Source organism: Curtobacterium sp. NPDC089185, assembly GCF_040685235.1.
Lineage (GTDB): Bacteria > Actinomycetota > Actinomycetes > Actinomycetales > Microbacteriaceae > Curtobacterium > Curtobacterium citri.
This window is the reverse complement of sequence record NZ_JBFBHK010000017.1, coordinates 1-19,486: the sequence shown is the minus strand read 5'-3', so window position 1 is coordinate 19,486 and position 19,486 is coordinate 1. Positions and strand designations below refer to the sequence as shown.

At 73.4% G+C, this 19,486-nt stretch carries 17 protein-coding genes; 14 read left to right on the top strand and 3 right to left on the bottom strand.

Annotated features, from left to right (window positions below):
• Positions 1 to 56: 56 nt before the first annotated feature.
• The gene (locus AB0N84_RS14175; protein ID WP_363547398.1) at positions 57 to 1,124 is read right to left on the bottom strand and encodes an FUSC family protein; all 1,068 of its coding nucleotides are present in this window, start codon (positions 1,122 to 1,124) and stop codon (positions 57 to 59) included.
• Between the two features lie 224 nt (positions 1,125 to 1,348).
• On the opposite strand from AB0N84_RS14175, the gene leuC reads away from it, so the two are divergent.
• From leuC to AB0N84_RS14145, 6 genes are all read left to right on the top strand, one after another.
• Positions 1,349 to 2,788 carry a 3-isopropylmalate dehydratase large subunit gene (gene leuC, locus AB0N84_RS14170; RefSeq protein WP_182047924.1) on the top strand — a complete coding sequence of 480 codons (1,440 nt, stop codon included), beginning with the start codon at positions 1,349 to 1,351 and terminating at the stop codon, positions 2,786 to 2,788.
• On the top strand, positions 2,788 to 3,384 hold the full coding sequence (gene leuD / locus AB0N84_RS14165) for a 3-isopropylmalate dehydratase small subunit (protein ID WP_069710660.1): 597 nt from the start codon (positions 2,788 to 2,790) through the stop codon (positions 3,382 to 3,384). The genes leuC and leuD overlap by 1 nt, the downstream gene beginning before the upstream one ends.
• A complete protein-coding gene (gene murA / locus AB0N84_RS14160) occupies positions 3,384 to 4,751 on the top strand; it encodes a UDP-N-acetylglucosamine 1-carboxyvinyltransferase (RefSeq protein ID WP_182047923.1) in 1,368 nt (455 codons plus the stop codon). The genes leuD and murA overlap by 1 nt, the downstream gene beginning before the upstream one ends.
• Before the next feature lie 4 nt (positions 4,752 to 4,755).
• Positions 4,756 to 5,604, top strand: a complete 849-nt coding sequence (locus tag AB0N84_RS14155) for a lysophospholipid acyltransferase family protein (protein WP_363547395.1) — start codon at positions 4,756 to 4,758, stop codon at positions 5,602 to 5,604.
• Positions 5,605 to 5,695: 91 nt separating this feature from the next.
• Positions 5,696 to 6,709: an NAD(P)H-dependent glycerol-3-phosphate dehydrogenase gene (locus tag AB0N84_RS14150; protein ID WP_069711316.1), complete on the top strand. Its 1,014-nt coding sequence runs from the start codon at positions 5,696 to 5,698 to the stop codon at positions 6,707 to 6,709.
• Positions 6,710 to 6,741: 32 nt separating this feature from the next.
• On the top strand, positions 6,742 to 7,839 hold the full coding sequence (locus AB0N84_RS14145) for a D-alanine--D-alanine ligase family protein (protein WP_363547392.1): 1,098 nt from the start codon (positions 6,742 to 6,744) through the stop codon (positions 7,837 to 7,839).
• Positions 7,840 to 7,897: 58 nt separating this feature from the next.
• On the opposite strand, the gene AB0N84_RS14140 is transcribed toward AB0N84_RS14145, so the two are convergent.
• Positions 7,898 to 8,383 carry a DUF3515 family protein gene (locus AB0N84_RS14140; protein ID WP_182047921.1) on the bottom strand — a complete coding sequence of 162 codons (486 nt, stop codon included), beginning with the start codon at positions 8,381 to 8,383 and terminating at the stop codon, positions 7,898 to 7,900.
• 24 nt (positions 8,384 to 8,407) lie between these two features.
• Here AB0N84_RS14140 and thiL point away from each other — a divergent pair, with 24 nt between their 5' ends.
• Positions 8,408 to 9,451: a thiamine-phosphate kinase gene (thiL, locus tag AB0N84_RS14135; RefSeq protein ID WP_363547389.1), complete on the top strand. Its 1,044-nt coding sequence runs from the start codon at positions 8,408 to 8,410 to the stop codon at positions 9,449 to 9,451.
• A gap of 117 nt (positions 9,452 to 9,568) precedes the next feature.
• On the opposite strand, the gene AB0N84_RS14130 is transcribed toward thiL, so the two are convergent.
• Positions 9,569 to 10,129, bottom strand: coding sequence for an RsmD family RNA methyltransferase (locus AB0N84_RS14130; RefSeq protein WP_182047919.1), 561 nt, complete (start codon positions 10,127 to 10,129; stop codon positions 9,569 to 9,571).
• 207 nt (positions 10,130 to 10,336) lie between these two features.
• Between AB0N84_RS14130 and AB0N84_RS14125 the strand changes: the two genes are divergently transcribed.
• From AB0N84_RS14125 to AB0N84_RS14095, 7 genes are read left to right on the top strand one after another with little or no spacing between them, the layout of a single operon-like run.
• Positions 10,337 to 12,481: an ATP-dependent DNA helicase RecG gene (locus AB0N84_RS14125; RefSeq protein ID WP_363547455.1), complete on the top strand. Its 2,145-nt coding sequence runs from the start codon at positions 10,337 to 10,339 to the stop codon at positions 12,479 to 12,481.
• A 26-nt stretch (positions 12,482 to 12,507) separates the two neighbouring features.
• Positions 12,508 to 13,002: a pantetheine-phosphate adenylyltransferase gene (gene coaD / locus AB0N84_RS14120; protein ID WP_069710665.1), complete on the top strand. Its 495-nt coding sequence runs from the start codon at positions 12,508 to 12,510 to the stop codon at positions 13,000 to 13,002.
• A gap of 58 nt (positions 13,003 to 13,060) precedes the next feature.
• Complete coding sequence (locus tag AB0N84_RS14115) at positions 13,061 to 13,639, top strand: DUF177 domain-containing protein (protein ID WP_317614850.1); 579 nt, start codon at positions 13,061 to 13,063, stop codon at positions 13,637 to 13,639.
• A gap of 43 nt (positions 13,640 to 13,682) precedes the next feature.
• Positions 13,683 to 13,886 carry a 50S ribosomal protein L32 gene (gene rpmF, locus AB0N84_RS14110; RefSeq protein ID WP_058728177.1) on the top strand — a complete coding sequence of 68 codons (204 nt, stop codon included), beginning with the start codon at positions 13,683 to 13,685 and terminating at the stop codon, positions 13,884 to 13,886.
• A gap of 13 nt (positions 13,887 to 13,899) precedes the next feature.
• Positions 13,900 to 14,625: a ribonuclease III gene (gene rnc / locus AB0N84_RS14105; protein ID WP_069710667.1), complete on the top strand. Its 726-nt coding sequence runs from the start codon at positions 13,900 to 13,902 to the stop codon at positions 14,623 to 14,625.
• A 4-nt stretch (positions 14,626 to 14,629) separates the two neighbouring features.
• Positions 14,630 to 15,601, top strand: coding sequence for a bifunctional DNA-formamidopyrimidine glycosylase/DNA-(apurinic or apyrimidinic site) lyase (gene mutM / locus AB0N84_RS14100; protein WP_363547383.1), 972 nt, complete (start codon positions 14,630 to 14,632; stop codon positions 15,599 to 15,601).
• Positions 15,602 to 15,634: 33 nt separating this feature from the next.
• On the top strand, positions 15,635 to 19,351 hold the full coding sequence (locus AB0N84_RS14095) for an AAA family ATPase (protein ID WP_363547381.1): 3,717 nt from the start codon (positions 15,635 to 15,637) through the stop codon (positions 19,349 to 19,351).
• Positions 19,352 to 19,486: the final 135 nt, after the last annotated feature.

Genomic DNA, 19,486 nt, shown 5'->3' with positions numbered 1-19,486 from the left:
CATCACGCTGCGAGGAACCGCCGACGTTGCGTTCCGCGAGCCCGACGTGCCGCGGGTCAGACCGTCCGGATCGCGCTCGTCGCGCCGAGCGCGCGACCCCGCCGACGCTCGATGGCCCGCCCCAGCACGAGCAGCCCGACGCTCACCACGGCCCCGAGCGTCGTCTGCGCGATCCGGTCGAGCGCGAGGAGCTCCGGCGCCTCCGGCAGGCTCAGCCACGACACGGCGAGCGCGAGCGGCGTGAGGAACAGCAGCGTCACGGCGTAGTGCCGCGCGACGAAGATCTCCGCGAAGAACTGCCCGACCACCGCGATGACGACGATCCACCACGCCGAGGGCTCGAGCAGCAGGATCCCCACCGCGACGACCGTGCCGCCGATGGTGCCGACGAAGCGCTGCACCGCGCGGACGACGGTGTGGCGCTGCCGGATCGCGGGCAGCGTCGACACGACCGCGATGACGGCCCAGTACGGGTGCCCGAGTCCGGGGACGGTCTCGGCGACCGCACCGGCGACGAGGGCGCCGACGACGTTGAGCCCGACGGTCTCCCACACGGCGGCCGTGCGGAGGACGGCGAGCGACCGGTGCTTGCGCTGGGCGATCGGACGGAAGACATGGGGAGCCCGCGGGTGCAGCACGAGCCGGATCAGCCCGCCGGACATCGCGACGAGCCAGGCCCAGGCGAGCGAGGCGACGATGATCGTCGCGACGAGCGGCAGGTCGGCGGGACGGACGGGCACGAGCGCCGACACGCAGAACGCGAACACGGGGAAGATCGGCTGCGCGGGGATGGTCTGCAGCGCGCTGAGCGTGCAGACCGCGACGACGAGGACCACCACGAGCCCGGTGCCCTGCAGCCACAGCGGCGCACCGGACAGCGACACCGCGAGCCCCGCCGCCATGCACGCGCCCTGGAGCGCGGCCGCGATCCCCGTGGTCACCATCCGCTGCCGGTACGGCTCGGTCGCGCCGAAGATCGCGGTGAACCCGGCGAACATCGCGAAGGCCGCGTACCCGGGCATCCCGAGTGCGACGAGCAGCGCGAGCGGGACGCCGCCGGCGATCGCGGCGCGGGCTGCGCCCTCGAGGTTGGTGGTCCGGGTCGAGTGCGCAGGTGTCGTCATGTCGCTCCCATCCTCCCACCGCGACGGGTGTCGTCGACGCGGACCCGGTGCACCGGGCGAGGTCACGGCCGGACGGGAGGCGCGTGGCGGCCGTGCGCCGCGCCTCCCGTCCGGCTCCCGGGGGCGTCCGACCGCCCGACGCGCGTTGGTATACCATCCTGCTAGACTCGCCGGACCACGACGCACCCGCGGCGTGCCGACGTCAACGAGGAAGGGCCGGGCCGATGGGAAAGACGCTCGCCGAGAAGGTGTGGGACGACCACGTCGTGGTCAAGGGCGAGGACGGGAACCCGGACCTCCTCTACATCGACCTCCACCTCGTGCACGAGGTCACGAGCCCGCAGGCGTTCGACGGCCTGCGCCAGGCCGGCCGTCCCGTGCGCCGCCTCGACCTGACGATCGCGACCGAGGACCACAACACCCCGACGCTCGCGATCGACCGGCCGATCGCCGACCCGACGAGCCGCACCCAGATCGAGACCCTGCGCCGCAACTGCGCGGAGTTCGGCGTGCGCCTGCACTCGCTGGGCGACGAGGAGCAGGGGATCGTGCACGTGGTCGGGCCGCAGCTCGGCCTGACGATGCCCGGCATCACGGTGGTGTGCGGCGACTCGCACACCTCCACCCACGGCGCGTTCGGTGCGATGGCGTTCGGCATCGGCACGTCCGAGGTCGAGCACGTCCTCGCCACGCAGACCCTGCCGCTGAAGCCCTTCAAGACGATGGCGATCACGGTCGAGGGCACGCTGCGCCCCGGCGTCACGGCGAAGGACATCATCCTCGCCGTGATCGCGGAGATCGGCACCGGCGGCGGCCAGGGCTACGTGCTCGAGTACCGCGGGTCGGCCATCCGTGCGCTCTCGATGGAGGGCCGCATGACGATCTGCAACATGTCGATCGAGGCCGGGGCGCGCGCCGGCATGGTCGCGCCCGACCAGACGACCTACGACTACGTCCAGGGCCGCGACCACGCACCGACGGGGCAGGACTGGGACGACGCCGTCGCGTACTGGGACACCCTCGCCACCGACGACGACGCCGTCTTCGACGCCGAGGTGTTCATCGACGCCGACGCGCTCGAGCCCTTCGTCACCTGGGGCACGAACCCGGGCCAGGGCGTGTCCCTGTCCGAGAGCGTCCCGGACCCCGCGGGCTACGACGACCCGAACGACCGGGCCGCGGCGCAGCGGGCGCTCGAGTACATGGACCTGCAGGCGGGCACGCCGATGAAGGACATCGCGGTCGACGCGGTGTTCATGGGCTCGTGCACGAACTCGCGCATCGAGGACCTCCGCGCCTTCGCATCGGTCATCCGGGGCCGCGAGAAGGCACCGGGCGTGCGCGTGATGGTCGTGCCGGGGTCCGCCCGGGTGCGGCTCGAGGCCGAGGCCGAGGGGCTCGACAAGGTCTTCACCGACTTCGGGGCGGAGTGGCGCTTCGCGGGCTGCTCGATGTGCCTCGGCATGAACCCCGACCAGCTCGCGCCGGGGGAGCGCTGCGCGAGCACGTCGAACCGCAACTTCGAGGGCCGGCAGGGCAAGGGCGGGCGGACGCACCTCGTGTCCCCGCTCGTCGCCGCCGCCACCGCCGTCCGGGGCACGCTCTCGAGCCCGTGGGACCTGGAGCACGCCGAGTCGAACACCGTCCTCGAAGGAGCCGTCTGATGGACAAGACCACCACCGTCACCGGGATCGCCGCGCCCCTGCAGCGCTCGAACGTCGACACCGACCAGATCATCCCGGCGGTCTACCTCAAGCGCGTGACGAAGACCGGCTTCGAGGACGCGCTGTTCGCCGGCTGGCGCCAGGACCCGGAGTTCGTGCTCAACCAGGAGCGCTACCAGGGTGCCCGCGTGCTCGTCGCCGGACCGGACTTCGGCACCGGGTCGAGCCGCGAGCACGCGGTCTGGGCGCTCCGTGACTTCGGCTTCCAGGTCGTGGTCTCACCCCGTTTCGCGGACATCTTCAAGGGCAACGCGGGCAAGCAGGGCCTGGTCACGGCGATCGTGACCGAACCGGAAGTCGAGCGGCTGTGGGCCGAGATCGCGGCGAACCCGGGCATCGAGGCGACCGTCGACCTGGTCACGCAGCGCGTGTCGCTCGGCGCGGTGGACGTGCCCTTCGAGATCGACGCCTACACTCGTTGGCGGTTGATGGAAGGGCTCGACGACATCGGGCTCACCCTCCGTGACGAGACCTCGATCACGGAGTTCGAATCCCGCCGCTCCCGATGGCGGCCGAAGACATTGCCGGTGAAGTAGTGAACTCCCTCGTACAGGACGCAGCAGCAGCAGGGGCCCGCGTGGGCCTGAAGTCGGACGAGATCGTCATCCGGGGCGGCAAGCCGCTCGTGGGACGCATCGAGGTCCGCGGCGCGAAGAACCTCGCGACCAAGGCCATGGTCGCGTCGCTGCTCGGTGACACCCCGTCGATCCTCAAGGACGTGCCGGACATCTCCGACGTCAAGGTCGTCCGCGGCCTGCTCGAGGTGCACGGTGTGCGCATCACCGACCCTGCACGAGGCGAGCTCATCCTCGACCCGTCGAACGTCGAGTCGGCGCACTTCGCCGAGATCGACGCCCACGCCGGTTCGAGCCGCATCCCGATCCTGTTCTGCGGCCCGCTGCTGCACAAGCTCGGCGAGGCGTTCATCCCCGACCTCGGCGGCTGCCGCATCGGCGACCGCCCGATCGACTTCCACCTCGACGCGCTCCGCGCGATGGGTGCCGTCGTCGACAAGCAGGTCAACGGCATCCACCTGACGGCCCCGGACGGCCTCAAGGGCGCGAAGATCGAGCTGCCGTACCCGAGCGTCGGCGCGACCGAGCAGGTCCTGCTGTCGTCGGTCCTCGCCGAGGGCGTCACCGAGCTCCGCAACGCCGCGATCGAGCCCGAGATCATGGACCTCATCGCGATCCTGCAGAAGATGGGCGCGATCGTCACGGTCGAGCCGAGCCGCACGATCTTCATCGAGGGCGTCGAGTCGCTCCGCGGGTACACCCACCGCGCGATCAACGACCGCAACGAGGCGGCGAGCTGGGCCTCCGCCGCGCTCGCCACGAACGGCGACATCTTCGTCGAGGGCGCCGACCAGCAGGACCTCATGACGTTCCTCAACGTCTTCCGCAAGGTCGGCGGTGGGTTCGACATCCAGGAGGACGGCATCCGCTTCTACCGCGAGCGCGAGGTCCTGCGCCCGGTCGTCGTCGAGACCGACGTCCACCCCGGCTTCATGACGGACTGGCAGCAGCCGCTCGTCGTCGCGCTGACCCAGGCCGAGGGCACGAGCGTCGTGCACGAGACCGTCTACGAGAACCGCTTCGGCTTCACCGACGCGCTGAACGAGATGGGTGCCGACATCGTCGTGCACAAGGAGGGCCTGCCCGGGCACGACCGCCGGGTCGCCCGTCGCCCCTTCGAGCAGGCCGCCGTCATCACCGGCCCGACGACGCTGCACGCCGCGAACGTGCGCGTCCCCGACCTGCGCGGCGGCTTCAGCCACCTCATCGCGGCCCTGACCGCCGAGGGCGAGTCGCACATCACGAACGTCGGCATCATCAGCCGCGGGTACGAGCACTTCATCCCGAAGCTGCGGAAGCTCGGCGCCGACTTCGACTTCGCGGGCTAGCCCGGTGGCGGCTGACGCGACCGGTCGCGGTCCGGCAGACGGAGCAGGGGACGGCCTGGAGGCACGGCGCACGTCCGCGACGGACGTCACCACGGGCCTCCCGGTCCCGGGGCGCCGGTGGCGCCGCGGTGAGCTGAACACGGCGTTCCGCATCACCGCGTCCGTGGTCATCCCGATCTTCCGGTTCTCGGCGCGGTACCACTGGCACGGGCCGAAGCGACTGCCCGAGGACGGCGCCTTCGTGCTCGCCCCGAACCACTTCACGAACATCGACCCGCTCGTGGTGGGCACGGCCGTGTGGCTGTCCCGTCGCGCGCCGCGGTTCCTCGCGAAGGCGTCGATCTTCCGGGTGCCGGTGGTCGGCAAGCTCATGTCCGGCATGGGGCAGATCCCGGTCGAGCGCTCCGGCCGCACGCGCCTGAACGACCCGCTCGGCGGCGGGAGGTCCGTCATCGAGCAGGGCGGGGCGATCATCGTCTACCCCGAGGGCACGCTCACCCGCGACCCCGACCTGTGGCCGATGCGCGGCAAGACCGGCGCGGTGCGGATCGCGCTCGAGAACGACGTGCCGATCATCCCGATGGCCCACTGGGGCACGCAGCGGATCATGCCGCGGTACGCCAAGAAGCTCCGGCTCTTCCCGCCGTCGCGCGTCGACGTGATCGTCGGCGACCCGGTCGACCTGTCGGCGTACCGCGGTCGTCCGCTCGACCAGAAGACGCTCGTCGAGGCCACCGAGGTCGTCATGCAGCGCATCACCGAGCTGCTCGAGGAGCTCCGCGGCGAGCAGGCGCCCGCGAAGCGCTGGGACCCGGCGGCGAACAACCAGAAGGAGACCGGCAAGTTTGAGTGACCACCGCCCGGGCCTCCGCCCGCACGAGGACCACCCGGACCCCGCCGTCGCCGCGCGCGGTGCGGTCGACACCGCCGCCATCCGCGTGGTGATGCAGTCCACCGACAAGCCGCGGGTCGCCGTGATCGGTGCCGGCAGCTGGGGGACCACCTTCGCGAAGGTGCTCGCCGAGGGCGGGGCGACGACGGTGCTCTGGGCCCGGCGTCCCGAGGTCGCCCGCGAGATCACCGAGACGAAGCGCAACTCCGGGTACCTGCCCGGCATCAACCTCCCACGCACGCTCACCGCGTCGACCTCCCTCGAGCAGGTCCTCGCCGACGCGCAGCAGGTCTACGTGTCCGTGCCGTCGCAGTCGCTGCGGTCGAACCTCGACGCGATCGCGCCGCTGCTCGGCGACGACGTGCCGGTCGTCAGCCTGATGAAGGGCGTCGAGAAGGCCACGGGCCTCCGGATGAGCGAGGTGCTCCACGAGGGGCTCGGGATCGACCGCGACCGCATCGCCGTCGCGAGCGGCCCGAACCTGGCGCTCGAGATCGCGCGGCGGCAGCCGACCGCCGCCGTGGTCTCGTCCACGTCGATCGACACCGCCACCGCGGTGGCCGCGGTCGCCACGAACCCGTACTTCCGCTCGTTCACCAACACGGACGTCATCGGCACCGAGTTCGGCGGGGTGCTCAAGAACCTGATCGCCGTCGCGATCGGCATCGTCGACGGCGTCGGCTACGGCGAGAACACGAAGGCCTCGATCATCACCCGGGGCCTCGCCGAGATGACCGACTTCGCCGTGTCGCTCGGTGCGCAGCCCTCGACGCTGTCCGGGCTCGCGGGCCTCGGCGACCTCATCGCCACGTGCCAGTCGCCGCTGTCGCGGAACAACACGGCCGGCCGCCTGCTCGGCCAGGGGTACCGGTTCGACGAGGTCGTGCGGCAGATGGACCAGACCGCCGAGGGCCTGGCATCGGTCGCCCCGATCCTCGAGCTCGCGGCGGCGAACGGCGTCGACATGCCCATCGTCGGCCAGGTGGCCGAGGTCCTCGCCGGTAGGCTCGATCCGCGCAACATCGCGCCGCACCTCACCGAGACCGACGAGCCCCAGGGCGAGTGACCGGTCCGGGCCCGACCAGCAAGGGGACCCCCATGCCCACGATCGCCCCCGCGCCCACGACCGTCGCCGTGCTCTTCGGCGGCCGGTCCAGCGAGCACGAGATCAGCTGCGTCACCGCCGGCGGGATCATGGACGTCGTCGACCGCTCGGCGTACACGGTCGTGCCGGTCGGGATCACGAAGGACGGCGCGTTCACGCTGCAGTCCGACGACCCGGCCCAGTGGGCGCTCCGTGACGGCGCGCTGCCCACCGTGCCGGACAACGGCACGCGCGTGGCGTTCCCGACGTCGCCGGCGACGAACGAGCTCGTCGTCTCCCACCCGGACGGCACGGTCGCCACGATCGCGGTGGACGTGGTGTTCCCGATCCTGCACGGCCCGTTCGGCGAGGACGGCACGGTCCAGGGGCTCCTCGAGGTCGCCGGGCTGCCGTACGTCGGCGACGGCGTGCTCGCGAGCGCCCTGGCGATGGACAAGCACACCGCGAAGGCGGTGCTCGAGCACGCCGGGCTCCGGGTGGCCCCGTGGACGACGGTCCTGCGGCGCGAGTGGACGGCCGACCCGGACGGGGTCGCCGACACGGTCGCGGCGCACGGCTGGCCGCTGTTCGTGAAGCCCGCCCGAGCCGGCTCCAGCATGGGCGTCTCGCGCGTCGACGAGCCCGCGCAGCTCGCGGCGGCGATGGACCTGGCGTTCGAGCACGACGCCAAGGTGATCGTCGAACCGCGGGTCGTCGGGCGCGAGGTCGAGGTCGCCGTGCTCGAGGGCCGCGACGGTGTGCCGCGCACGAGCCTGCCGGGCGAGATCGTCGTCGCCGAGGACGGCTTCTACGACTTCGCCTCGAAGTACCTCGGCGGGGACGAGGCGCTGCTGTGCCCCGCGCCGCTGACCGACGACGAGACCGCGGCGATCCGGGCCATCGGCGCCCGCGCGTTCGACGCCATCGGCGGCGCCGGACTCGCACGCGTCGACTGCTTCCTCACCGAGGACGGGTTCGTCGTCAACGAGGTCAACACCATGCCGGGCTTCACGCCCCTGTCGATGTACCCGCGCTGCTGGGCGGCGTCCGGGGTGTCCTACGGCGAGCTCGTCACGGAGCTCATCGAGCTGGGCCGCACCGCCGTCCGCTGACGTCGCGGGCGCGGCAGCCCTGCACGCGGCACCTCTGCACGCGTCAGCCCTGCACGTCTCAGCCCTGCACGTCCGAGGGGTCGAGGCAGGCGTGCCCGTCCTTCGGCAGCAGCGACACGACGTCCGACAGGTCCTGGACGACCTGGTCCGTCGTCCTCGTGGTGTCGATGACGACCTGCACCGCGGGGGAGCGGCCGAAGGTCGTGTAGACGACCTGCGCCCCGCGGTCGTCGCGGATCCAGTCGACCCCGCCCTTGCTGAAGCACGGCAGGTCGGACACCGTCGGCACCGCGACGCCGCAGTGGTACAGCGCCGCGGTCGGGTCGCCCCACGCTGCGGTCGACTGCGCGTCGGTGTTCCGCAGCGCCTGGTCGTTCCCGACGACCGCCGGCAGCCGGACCTGCACGGCGGCGCACTGGGCGGCGTCGGCCGACGGAGCCGGGGCCATCGACACGGCGTTCGAGCAGCCCGTCAGCCCGGCGGCGAGGGCGACGAGGACGCCCGCGATCGCGGTCCAGCGGAGGGGGCGGCGCACGGTGTCCATCGACGTCCAGGCTACCGTTGCCCCGTGGACGCGACGTACGACGCCTGGACCGGACCGACCGCGGGGGACACGGTCGGCACGGCCGGTGAGCTGGCGGTCCTCGACCGGATCGTCCGGCGCCTGCCCGCCGGTACACCCCTGCTCGGCCCCGGCGACGACTGCGCGGTCGTCGCCGCTCCGGACGGCCGCTTCGTCGTGACGACGGACATGATGGTGCACGGGCCGGACTTCCGCTGGGCGTGGTCGTCGCCCGCCGACGTCGGGTGGAAGGCGGCCGCGACGAACCTGTCCGACGTCGCCGCGATGGGGGCGGTGCCGACCGGGCTCGTGATCGCCCTCGCCGCACCGCAGGACACCCCCGTCGCGGTGCTCGAGTCCTTCGCGGACGGCGTGCGCGAGGCGGTGACGGCCCTGTCGCCCGGCTGCGGCGTCGTGGGCGGCGACCTGTCGACCTCCGCCACGTTCACGGTCTCGGTGACGGCGTTCGGCGACCTCGGTGGGCGGCCGCCCGTGCTCCGGTCGAGGGCCCGCGTCGGCGACGTGCTCGCGGTGTCCGGCGAGCTGGGCCGGGCGGCGCGTGGACTCGCGCGGCTGTTCCGGGAGGGCGTCGACCCGCAGGGCGAGCCCTCGCGGGCGGCGACGGTCGCGAGCGGAGCCGACACCGACCCGGACGTCGCCCGGCAGCGCCGTCCGGTGCCGCCGATCGCCGACGGTCCGGCCGCGGCCGCCGCGGGGGCGACCGCGATGCTCGACCTCTCCGACGGCCTGGCGATCGACGCCGGGCGCCTCGCCCGAGCCAGCCGGGTGACGCTCGCACTCGACGCGGACGGACCGCTCGACGCGACCCGACCGCTCGACGCGACCCGACCGCTCGACGACCTCGCCCTCCACGGGGGCGAGGACCACGGCCTGCTCGCGACCTTCCCGTCGGACGTCGCGCTGCCCGGGGGCTTCCGCCGGGTCGGGGTCGTCGTCGACCGCGGCGCCGCGGACCTGGTGCGCGGTGGTGCGCCGGTCCCGACGACCGGGTGGGACCCCTACGCCGACTGGGACGGCGCCGCGGGCTGACCGCCGGAGTCGCGCCGTGCCTCCCGGCCGGCGGTACCACGTGACGCGACGTCCCACGCGTCGATCGACGCGCGTCGTGTCGCACCAGGCGCGCCCCGCAGCCGGCCGAACTCCGTCTCAGGACGGTGTGACGGCCTCCCAGGCCACCGTCTCCCCGTAGCTGCGCTTGCTGAACGGGGCGAGCCCCGTCGGCCACGTCGGCTCCGGCGACCGCTTGCTGCGCTCGACGACGACGACGGCCCCCGCCGTCAGCCGTGGCACGAGTGCCTCGAGCACGTCGGCGATCTCCTCCTCGGCGACGTCGTAGGGCGGGTCGACGAAGACGAGGTCGAAGGTCCGCACGGTGCTGCGCAGGTACCCGAGCGCGGGCTGCGGTTGCACGTCGATCCGGACCCGCGGGACCCGCTGCTGCACCGCCTTCGCGTTCGCACGACAGGCCTGGACGGCCGGTGCGGCGCGGTCGACGAGCACGACCTCGACCGCACCGCGCGACGCCGCCTCGAGCCCGAGCGCGCCCGTCCCCGCGTAAAGGTCGGCGACCGCCGCGTCGTCGACGAGCCCCCGCGCCTCGAGCGACGAGAACAGGGCCTCGCGGACGCGGTCGCTCGTCGGCCGGGTGCCGGACTTCGGCACGCGGAGCGCGGTGGATCCGGCGGCGCCGGCGATGATGCGGGTCATGCAGCCACCGTAGCGGCGTGCGTGCCGTCCACAGGGCGGTCGGGAGGCACCCGGTGCGTCGGTCGCGCCCGGTACCGTGGTCGCGTGGTCACCTCCGACACCTCCGACGCCGCGGCACCGACGGAGTCCGCCGACCCCGCGGGACCCGCTGACGCCGTCGGACCTCCGGACCTCGGGCCCGCACCCCTCGACGCGCGGCTGCGCGGCGTGCTCGGCGGCCGGACGGCCAAGGCGATCGAGAAGGCGTTCGGGTACCGCACGGTCGGCGAGTTCCTCGAGCACGCCCCGCGCCGGTACGCGGAGCGCGGGGCGCTGACGGCCCTCGACTCGCTCGCGATCGGGGAGTCCGTGACGATCGTCGCCGAGGTCATCGACGTCCGCGAGCGCACGATGCGCGCCCGCCGCGGCTCGATCCTCGAGGCGAAGATCGGCGACGGGAAGGGCCTGCTCACCCTGACGTTCTTCAACCAGGGCTGGCGCACGAAGGACCTCGTGCCCGGCGCCCGCGGCATCTTCGCCGGCAAGGTGGGCGACTACCGCGGCGCCCGCCAGCTCGCCCACCCCGACTACGAGCTGTTCGACGCCGACGACCCGCGCGCCACCGCCGACCCCGAGGACGAGGAGGCGATCCGCTGGTCCCGCCAGCCGATCCCGATCTACCCGGCGACGGCCTCGCTCACCTCGTGGCAGATCGCGAAGGCGATGGCGGTCCTCCTCGACACCCTGCCCGACCTGCCGGACCCCGTCCCGGCACCCGCGCGCACGCGCCTCGGCCTGGTGCCGTTCCGTCGCGCCCTCGAGCTCCTGCACCGGCCGGAGAAGGTCGCCGACTTCAAGCGGGCGCAGGACGCCCTGCGCTACCGCGAGGCGTTCGTGCTGCAGACGGCGCTCGTGCAGCGGCGGATCGCGGCCCGCGCGACGGCGGCGACCCCGCGGACGGCGTCGAGCGGCGGCATCCTCGAGCGCTTCGACGCCTCGCTGCCGTTCACCCTGACCGACGACCAGCAGGCGGTGGGCGCCGAGATCGCGCACGACCTGGCGGGCGAGTGGCCCATGCACCGGCTCGTCCAGGGCGAGGTCGGCTCGGGCAAGACCCTCGTGGCGATCCGCGCGATGCTCACCGTGGCGGAGTCCGGCGGCCAGTCGGCCCTGATCGCGCCGACCGAGGTCCTGGCGGCGCAGCACCTCCGCTCGATCGTGAAGTTCCTCGGTCCGGACCTCGCCGCGGAGCTCCGGCCGGTCATCCTCACCGGCTCGCAGTCGACCGACGAGCGGCGTCGTGCCCTGCTCGCGGCCGCCTCCGGCAGCTCCCGGCTCGTCGTCGGGACGCACGCGCTCCTGGGCGACCGGGTCGACTTCGCCGAGCTCGGACTCGTGGTCGTCGACGAGCAGCACCGTTTCGGCGTGGAGCAGCGGGAGGCCCTGCGGACGAAGGGCGCGACGCCGCCGCACGTGCTCGTCCTGACGGCGACGCCGATCCCGCGCACCGTGGCGATGACGGTGTTCGGCGACCTCGACGTCTCCACCATCACCGGGCTGCCGTCCGGACGCGCGGGCATCGAGACCTTCGCGGTGGGCCTCGCCGAGCACCCCGGGTGGGAGGGGCGGATCTGGACGCGGATGGCCGAGGAGCTCGCCGCCGGGCGCCAGGCCTTCGTCGTCTGCCCGGCCATCGACGACGCGCACGCCGAGGACGACGGCGGCCCCGAGCCCGCCGAGGACGACACCCCGAAGCGCGCCCCGGCGACGGTACTCGCGACGGCCGAGCGGATGCGCACGATGCCGGTCCTGCAGGGCCGGCGGATCGAGGTGCTGCACGGGCGCATGACCGCGGACGAGAAGGACCGCGTGATGACGTCCTTCGCGGCCGGCGACGTCGACGTGCTCGTGGCGACGACGGTGATCGAGGTCGGTGTCGACGTGCCGAACGCGTCGATGATGGCGGTCCTCGACGCCGACCGCTTCGGCGTCTCGCAGCTCCACCAGCTCCGCGGCCGCATCGGCCGCGGGCAGTACGCCGGCGTCTGCCTGCTCGTCACCACGGCCGAGGCCGAGACGACCGCGCGCGAGCGCGTCGACGCGGTCGCGGCGTCCGACGACGGCTTCGAGCTCGCCCGGGTCGACCTCGAGCTCCGGCGCGAGGGCGACGTGCTCGGCGAGCGGCAGTCCGGCGGTCGGTCGTCCCTCAACCTGCTGCGCGTCGTCGAGCACGCCGACCTCATCGTCGACGCCCGGGGCGAGGCCGAGCGGGTCCTCGAGCCGGACCCGGAGCTCCGGGGGCACCCCGCGCTGCGCGAGGCCCTGGCCCGGCGTCTGGACGAGTCCGACGCCGCGTTCCTCGGCAAGAACTGACACGGGCCGCCGGTATCGTCGGCGGCATGGCACAGATCGCGGTCGTCCCCGGTTCCTTCGACCCCGTGACCCTCGGGCACCTCGACGTGATCGGTCGTGCCGCCCGCTTGTTCGACGAGGTGCACGTACTCGTGGTGCACAACCCGGAGAAGCCGCCGGCGATGTTCGCCGCCGCCGACCGCGTGCGGCTCATCGAGCGGTCGCTCGCCGAGGTCGGCGTGCCGGACACCGTGCGGGTCGGGGAGTGGACCTCCGGGCTCCTCGTCGACTACTGCCGACAGGTCGGTGCCGGCGTGCTCGTGAAGGGCGTGCGGTCCGGCGAGGACGTGGCGTACGAGACGCCGATGGCGATCATGAACCGGCACCTGGCCGACGTCGAGACGGTGTTCCTCCTCCCGGAGGCCTCGCGGGCGCACGTGTCGAGCTCGCTCATCCGCCAGGTCGCCACGCTCGGGGGCGACGTGACCCCGTACGTGCCGGTCGTCGTCGCGGACGCGCTCGCGGAGCACCTCGCACGCTGACACGCCGCGACCCGGGCGTCCTCGACGTCCGCCGCAGATCGCGGTAGACTCGTCGATCGTGTCTTCCCCCGTGAACAGCCCCTACGCCCTGCGCGTGCGCGACCTCGCGCACCGTCCGGGCGAGATGCGCGAGCACTCGCTCGACGTCGCGGTGCCGGACGCGATGGGAGCCGGCCTGATCGCCGTGCGCGAGGGCGCCACGATGCAGCTCGACGTCAAGCTCGAGGGCCTCCACGAGGGCGTCCTGGTGTCCGGTCACGCGTCGGCCGAGGCGACCGGCGAGTGCTCGCGGTGCCTCATCGACATCAGCGAACCGGTCGAGGTCGATTTCGCCGAGCTCTTCGCGTACGATGTCTCGGAGGATTTCGACTTCTTCGTTCGCGATGACCACGTGGACTGCGAACCGGTCGTTCGAGATGCGGTGGTGCTGTCGCTGCCGTTCCAGCCGGTCTGCCGACCGGACTGCCCCGGCCTCGACCCCGTCACGGGTGAGCGGCTGGCTGACCTCGACGAGCACCCGGTGCACGAGGTCCTGGACCCCCGTTGGGCCGCACTGAGCGGATTCCAGGGTGCCGGCGACGACACCGACGGCAGCACCCCCACCCAGAGCCCCGAGGGCGACGGCCGCACGGCCTGACGCTCCTCGCCCCTGACCACCGACCAACCGAAAGAGAACCACCATGGCCGTTCCCAAGCGCAAGCAGTCCCGTGCCAACACGCACGCCCGTCGTTCGCAGTGGAAGGCCGCGCCGGTCCAGCTCGTGAAGACGATCGAGAACGGCAAGGTCACCTACAGCCTCCCGCACCGCGCGAAGGTCGTCGAGGACTCGGCCGGCACCGCCCTGTACATGGAGTACAAGGGCCGCAAGGTCGCCGACGTCTGATCGGACACCGCACATGACAGCGACGTCCGGCGCCGCGGGGTCCCGCCCCGTGGGGTCGGACGTCGTTCGTCTGCAGGGCATCCTGGGGGTCGACCTCGACCTCCAGCTGCTCCAGCTCGCCCTGACGCACCGCTCGTACGCGTACGAGCACGGTGGGATCGGGCACAACGAACGCCTCGAGTTCCTCGGGGACTCCATCCTCGGCCAGGCCGTGACCGTGAAGCTCTTCCGGTCCTTCCCCGACCTCGACGAGGGCGAGCTCGCCAAGCGGCGCGCGAGCCTCGTCTCGACGGTCGCCCTCGCCGAGATCGCCCGGATGATCGGGCTCGGTGCCTACCTGCGCCTCGGCAAGGGCGAGGAGCAGACGGGCGGCCGTGACAAGGCGTCCATCCTCGCCGACACGGTCGAGGCCGTCATCGGCGCGACGTTCCTGTCCGCCGGCCCCGACGACGCGACCGCGCTCGTGCTGCGCCTCGTCGAGCCGCTCCTGGTCGACCCCGCCCGCTTCGGTGCGGCGATGGACCCGAAGACGAGCCTGCAGGAGCTCGCCGCGAGCCTGACCCTCGGCAACCCCGCCTACCGCGTGACGGAGGAGGGCCCGGACCACGACAAGACGTTCCACGCCACCGTCGTGCTGCAGGGTGAGGACGTCGCGACCGGCTCCGGCTCGAGCAAGAAGACCGCCGAGATGGCCGCCGCGCTCGAGGCGTGGACGCGCCTGTCCGGCCGGGCGGCCTGACCGCGTGCCCGAACTCCCCGAGGTCGAGGTGGTCCGCGCCGGCCTCGAACCCGCCGTCAGCGGTGCGCGCGTGCTGCACGTGGACGTCGTCGACGACCGTGCGCTCACCCGGCACGACGGCCCCGCAGAGGACTTCGCCGAGCGGCTGACCGGCCGGACCATCGCCGCGGCCGTGCGCCGCGGCAAGTTCATGTGGTTCCCGCTGGTGCCCGAACACGACGGCGACCGTCCCGAGGCGCTCGTCACGCACCTGGGGATGTCCGGCCAGGTGCTGCTCGGCCGCGGTCGCCCGGCCGCGAAGCACCGCCGCATCCTGATCGACGTGCAGCCGACCGGTCCCGACCGCGACGGCCGTCCGGAGGAACCGGTCGAACTCGAGTTCGTCGACCAGCGCACCTTCGGGTCGATGGCGATCGACGCGATGGTCCCGACGATCGACGGTGCCCCGGCCGGTGCCGCCGGCGCGGTCGACGAGCGGGAGCCGGACGCGGCGTGGCGGCGGAGCATCCCGACGCAGGTCTCGCACATCGCCCGCGACCCGCTCGACCCCGCGTTCGACGACGACCGGTTCGTCGCGACGGCACGGAAGCGGTCGAGCGGCATCAAGCGCGTCCTGCTCGACCAGGGCGTCGTGAGCGGCATCGGCAACATCTACGCCGACGAGTCGCTGTGGGCGGCGCGACTGCACTTCGACCGGCCCGCGGAGCGCCTGCCCCGCGCCGACCTGCGCCGGCTCCTCGCCGAGGTCCGCAGCGTCCTCGGCCGGGCGCTCGAGGACGGCGGCACGAGCTTCGACGCGCAGTACGTCAACGTCAACGGGCAGTCCGGGTACTTCTCGCAGCGCCTGGCGGTGTACGGGCAGCAGGGGAAGCCGTGCCCGCGGTGCGGCACGACGATCGTCCGCGAGGCCTTCATGAACCGGTCGAGCCACCGCTGCCCCGTGTGCCAGCCCGCTCCGCGCCTGCGCAGGCGTTAGCCTGCCCGGAAGCGAGAGACTCCGGAGACCCGCATGCACTTGAAGAGCCTGACCATCAAGGGGTTCAAGTCCTTCGCGCAGCCGACGACGTTCGCGTTCGAGCCGGGTGTCACCTGCATCGTCGGGCCGAACGGGTCGGGCAAGTCCAACGTGGTGGACGCCCTCGCCTGGGTCATGGGGGAGCAGGGCGCGAAGACCCTCCGCGGCGGCAAGATGGAGGACGTCATCTTCGCCGGGACCTCGACGCGCGGCCCGCTCGGCCGCGCGCAGGTGCTCCTGACGATCGACAACAGCGACGGGCTCCTGCCGATCGAGTACGCCGAGGTGACGATCTCCCGCACGCTGTTCCGGAACGGCGGGAGCGAGTACGCCATCAACGGCGAGAACTGCCGTCTGCTCGACGTGCAGGAGCTCCTGAGCGACACCGGGCTCGGGCGCGAGATGCACGTCATCGTCGGGCAGGGCCAGCTCGACAAGGTGCTGCACGCCACCCCGGAGGACCGCCGCGGCTTCATCGAGGAGGCCGCCGGGATCCTCAAGCACCGCCGGCGCAAGGAGAAGACGCTCCGCAAGCTCGACGCGATGCAGACGAACCTGACCCGGTTGTCCGACCTCGCGGGGGAGATCCGGCGCCAGCTGAAGCCGCTGGGCCGACAGGCCGAGGTCGCGCGCAAGGCACAGTCCGTCGCCGCGGTCGCGCGTGACGCGAAGGCGCGCATCCTCGCGGACGACGTGGTCCGGCTGCGCCGCGAGCTGCACGAGCACCAGGCGGTCGAGACGGGTCGGAAGTCCGAGCGGGTCGTCCTGCAGGAACGCCTCGACCAGACGCGCGCCCGACAGCAGCAGGTCGAGCAGAGCATGGTCGGGGACGACGTCGATCGCGCCCGCACCGTGGTGCACCGCCTGGAGAGCGTGCAGGAGCGCCTCCGCGGCCTGTCGAGCCTGGCCAACCAGCGGCTCGTGTTCCTCGCGCAGCAGGCCGACGCCCCGCAGCAGGGACCGACGATCACCCCGGAGCGGGTGGAGGGTGTCCGCGCCGAGGCGGAGCGGCTCGAGGCGCGCGCTGCCGAGATGACCGCCGGCTCCGGTGCCGCCGCCGCGGCCGTGCAGGACGCCCGTGCCCGACTCGACGCACTCGACGAGGAGATCGCCGCGCAGGCCGCGCGTGTGTCCCGGCACGACCTCGAGGCCCAGCGGTTCGGCGCCGCCGTCGACGTCGCCCGCTCGCGTCGCACGTCCGTCGTCGCCGACCGCGACCGTCGGGCCCGTGCCCTCGCGGAGGCCGAGGACCGCGCCGCCCGTGCCACGGCGGCACTCGAGGAGATCGGCCTCGATCCCGCGGAGGGCGTCGACGTCGACGCCCTCGCCACGGCGCACGACGAGGCGCGGCAGGAGCTCGAGCGCACGCAGACCGCACGCGACGCCCTCCGCGACCGGCTGCACGCCCTCGAGCGCGAGCGGGACGCCCTGGACGCCCGCGTCGCCGCGCTCGGCATGTCGATCGACGTCCGTGACGGCTCGCAGGCCGTGGTCGACGCCCGGCGCGACGGCGTGCTCGGTCGCCTCGCCGACGCGCTGACCGTCGAGCCCGGGTTCGAGGCGCCGGTCGCGACGGCGCTCGACGGCCTGGCCGACGCCGTGCTCGCCGCCGACCGGGGCACCGCCCTCGCCACGGTCGCGCACGCCCGCGAGGCCGACCTCGGCCGCGTGGACGTCGTCGTCGCCGACGCCGTCGTCGACGGTCCGGGGCTGCCGAGCACGCTGCCGGCCGGTGTCCGGCCGGCGCTCGACGTGGTGCAGGGTCCGGCCGCGCTGACCGCGGTGCTCCGGACGACGCTGGTCGCGGTGGACGAGGACGTCGACCTGGAGTCCGTGCTCGCCGCCGCCCCGCACGCGACGGTCGTGACGCGCTCCGGTGACCTCGTGCGCACCGTCCGCGTGACCGGTGGCGGTGCCCGCACCGTGTCCCGCATCGAGCTCGTGGCCGAGCGGGACGACGCGCAGGGCCGTCGTGACGCGGTGGCGACGGACGCGGCCGACGCGGCCACGGGCCTCCAGGCCGCGCGCACCGCCGTCGACGAGGCCCGCCGCCGTGCCGAGGAGGCCGACCGGGCGCTCCGCGCGCACACCGCGGCGAAGGCCGAGTACGACCGGTCGAGCGCGTCCACGCGGGCGAAGGCCGAGAACGCCGTCGCCGAGGTGGACCGGCTGCGCGCCTCCCTCGCCGAGACGGACGGGGCGATCGAGACCGTCGACCGTGCCGTGCGCGAGGCCGAGGAGGCCCGGCGGGTCTTCGACGAGGGACCACGACCGGTCGTCGACGCCTCCGGGCGGCCCGCGCTGCAGGAGGCGCTCGAGGGCGCGCGTGCGGCGCAGATCGAGCAGCGGATCCAGGTCGAGACCGTGCGCGAGCGGGCGCGGTCGGAGCGGAACCGGGCGGCGGGGCTGCAGCGGCAGCTCGAGGCCGAGCGCGCTGCTGCCGAGGAGGCAGCGCGCCGGGCGGTCGTCCGGCGCGCCCAGATCGCGGTGGCCGAGGACGTGCTCGCGGACCTGCCCGGTGTGCTCGCCGCGGTCGACCGCTCGCTCGCGGAGGCCCGGGTCCGGCTCGCGACCGAGGAGTCGGAGCGCACGAAGCGCAACACCGAGCTGCAGGTGATCCGGAACGAGGAGCGTGAGCTCCGCGACCGGCTGCAGACGATCACCGACGGCGTGCACTCGCTCGAGATGGAGATCTACGAGAAGAAGCTGCACGTGTCCGGCGTGCTCGACCGCGCGCAGAGCGAGCTCGGGCTGGGGGAGGCCGTGCTCGTCGCGGAGTACGGTCCCGACGTCCCGGTACCGGTCGACGTGCTGGTCGACCCGCGGGTGCTCGCCCGCCGGCACCGCGAGGCCGAGCGTGCCCGGGCGGCCGACGCAGCGGCCCGGGGCGACGAGGACCCCGCGGAGGACGTCGACGACGCGGACCTCGTGCCGGCCGAGTCGACCCTGCCCGGCGGACCCGCGCTGCCCGAGTTCGACGCCACCGACGGAGTGGACCGCGCCGACGTCGAGACCGTGCCGTACGTCCGCGCCGAACAGGAGCAGCGGCTCGCGGCGGCCGAGCGGGACCTCGGCCGGCTCGGCAAGGTGAACCCGCTCGCACTCGAGGAGTTCCAGGCGCTCGAGCAGCGGCACGCGTTCCTCGCGGAGCAGCTCGACGACCTGCAGAAGACCCGGACGGACCTCCTCACGATCATCGAGGAGCTCGACACGAAGATGCAGACGATCTTCGAGTCGGCGTACAACGACACGAAGGCCGCGTTCGACGTGGTGTTCCCGATCCTCTTCCCGGGCGGGACGGGGTCCATCACGCTGACGAACCCGGACGACATGCTCGCGACGGGGCTCGACGTGCAGGTGAAGCCCGCCGGCAAGAAGATCGACCGCCTCACCCTGCTCTCGGGCGGGGAGCGGTCGCTCGCGGCGGTGGCGCTCCTGGTGGCGATCTTCACGGCGCGCCCGTCGCCGTTCTACATCATGGACGAGGTCGAGGCGGCGCTCGACGACGCGAATCTCGGACGACTGCTCACGGTGTTCGAGCGGCTCCGCGAGTCCTCGCAGCTCATCGTCATCACGCACCAGAAGCGCACGATGGAGATCGCCGACGCGCTGTACGGCGTCTCGATGCGGCAGGACGGCGTGTCCGCCGTCGTCGGTCAGCGGGTGCAGCGGCGCGAGCCCGAGCCGCAGCCGGTCGACGCGGTCGCGTAGCGGGCGGGCTGGCAGCGGACGGACGGGAGGCGGGGGGGGGGCGGGGCCCCCCCCCCCCCCCCCGCCCCCCCCCCCCCCCCCGGGGCCCCCCCCCCCCCCCCCCGGAGGGGTGAGGCCGGGGGGGGTGTGTGAATT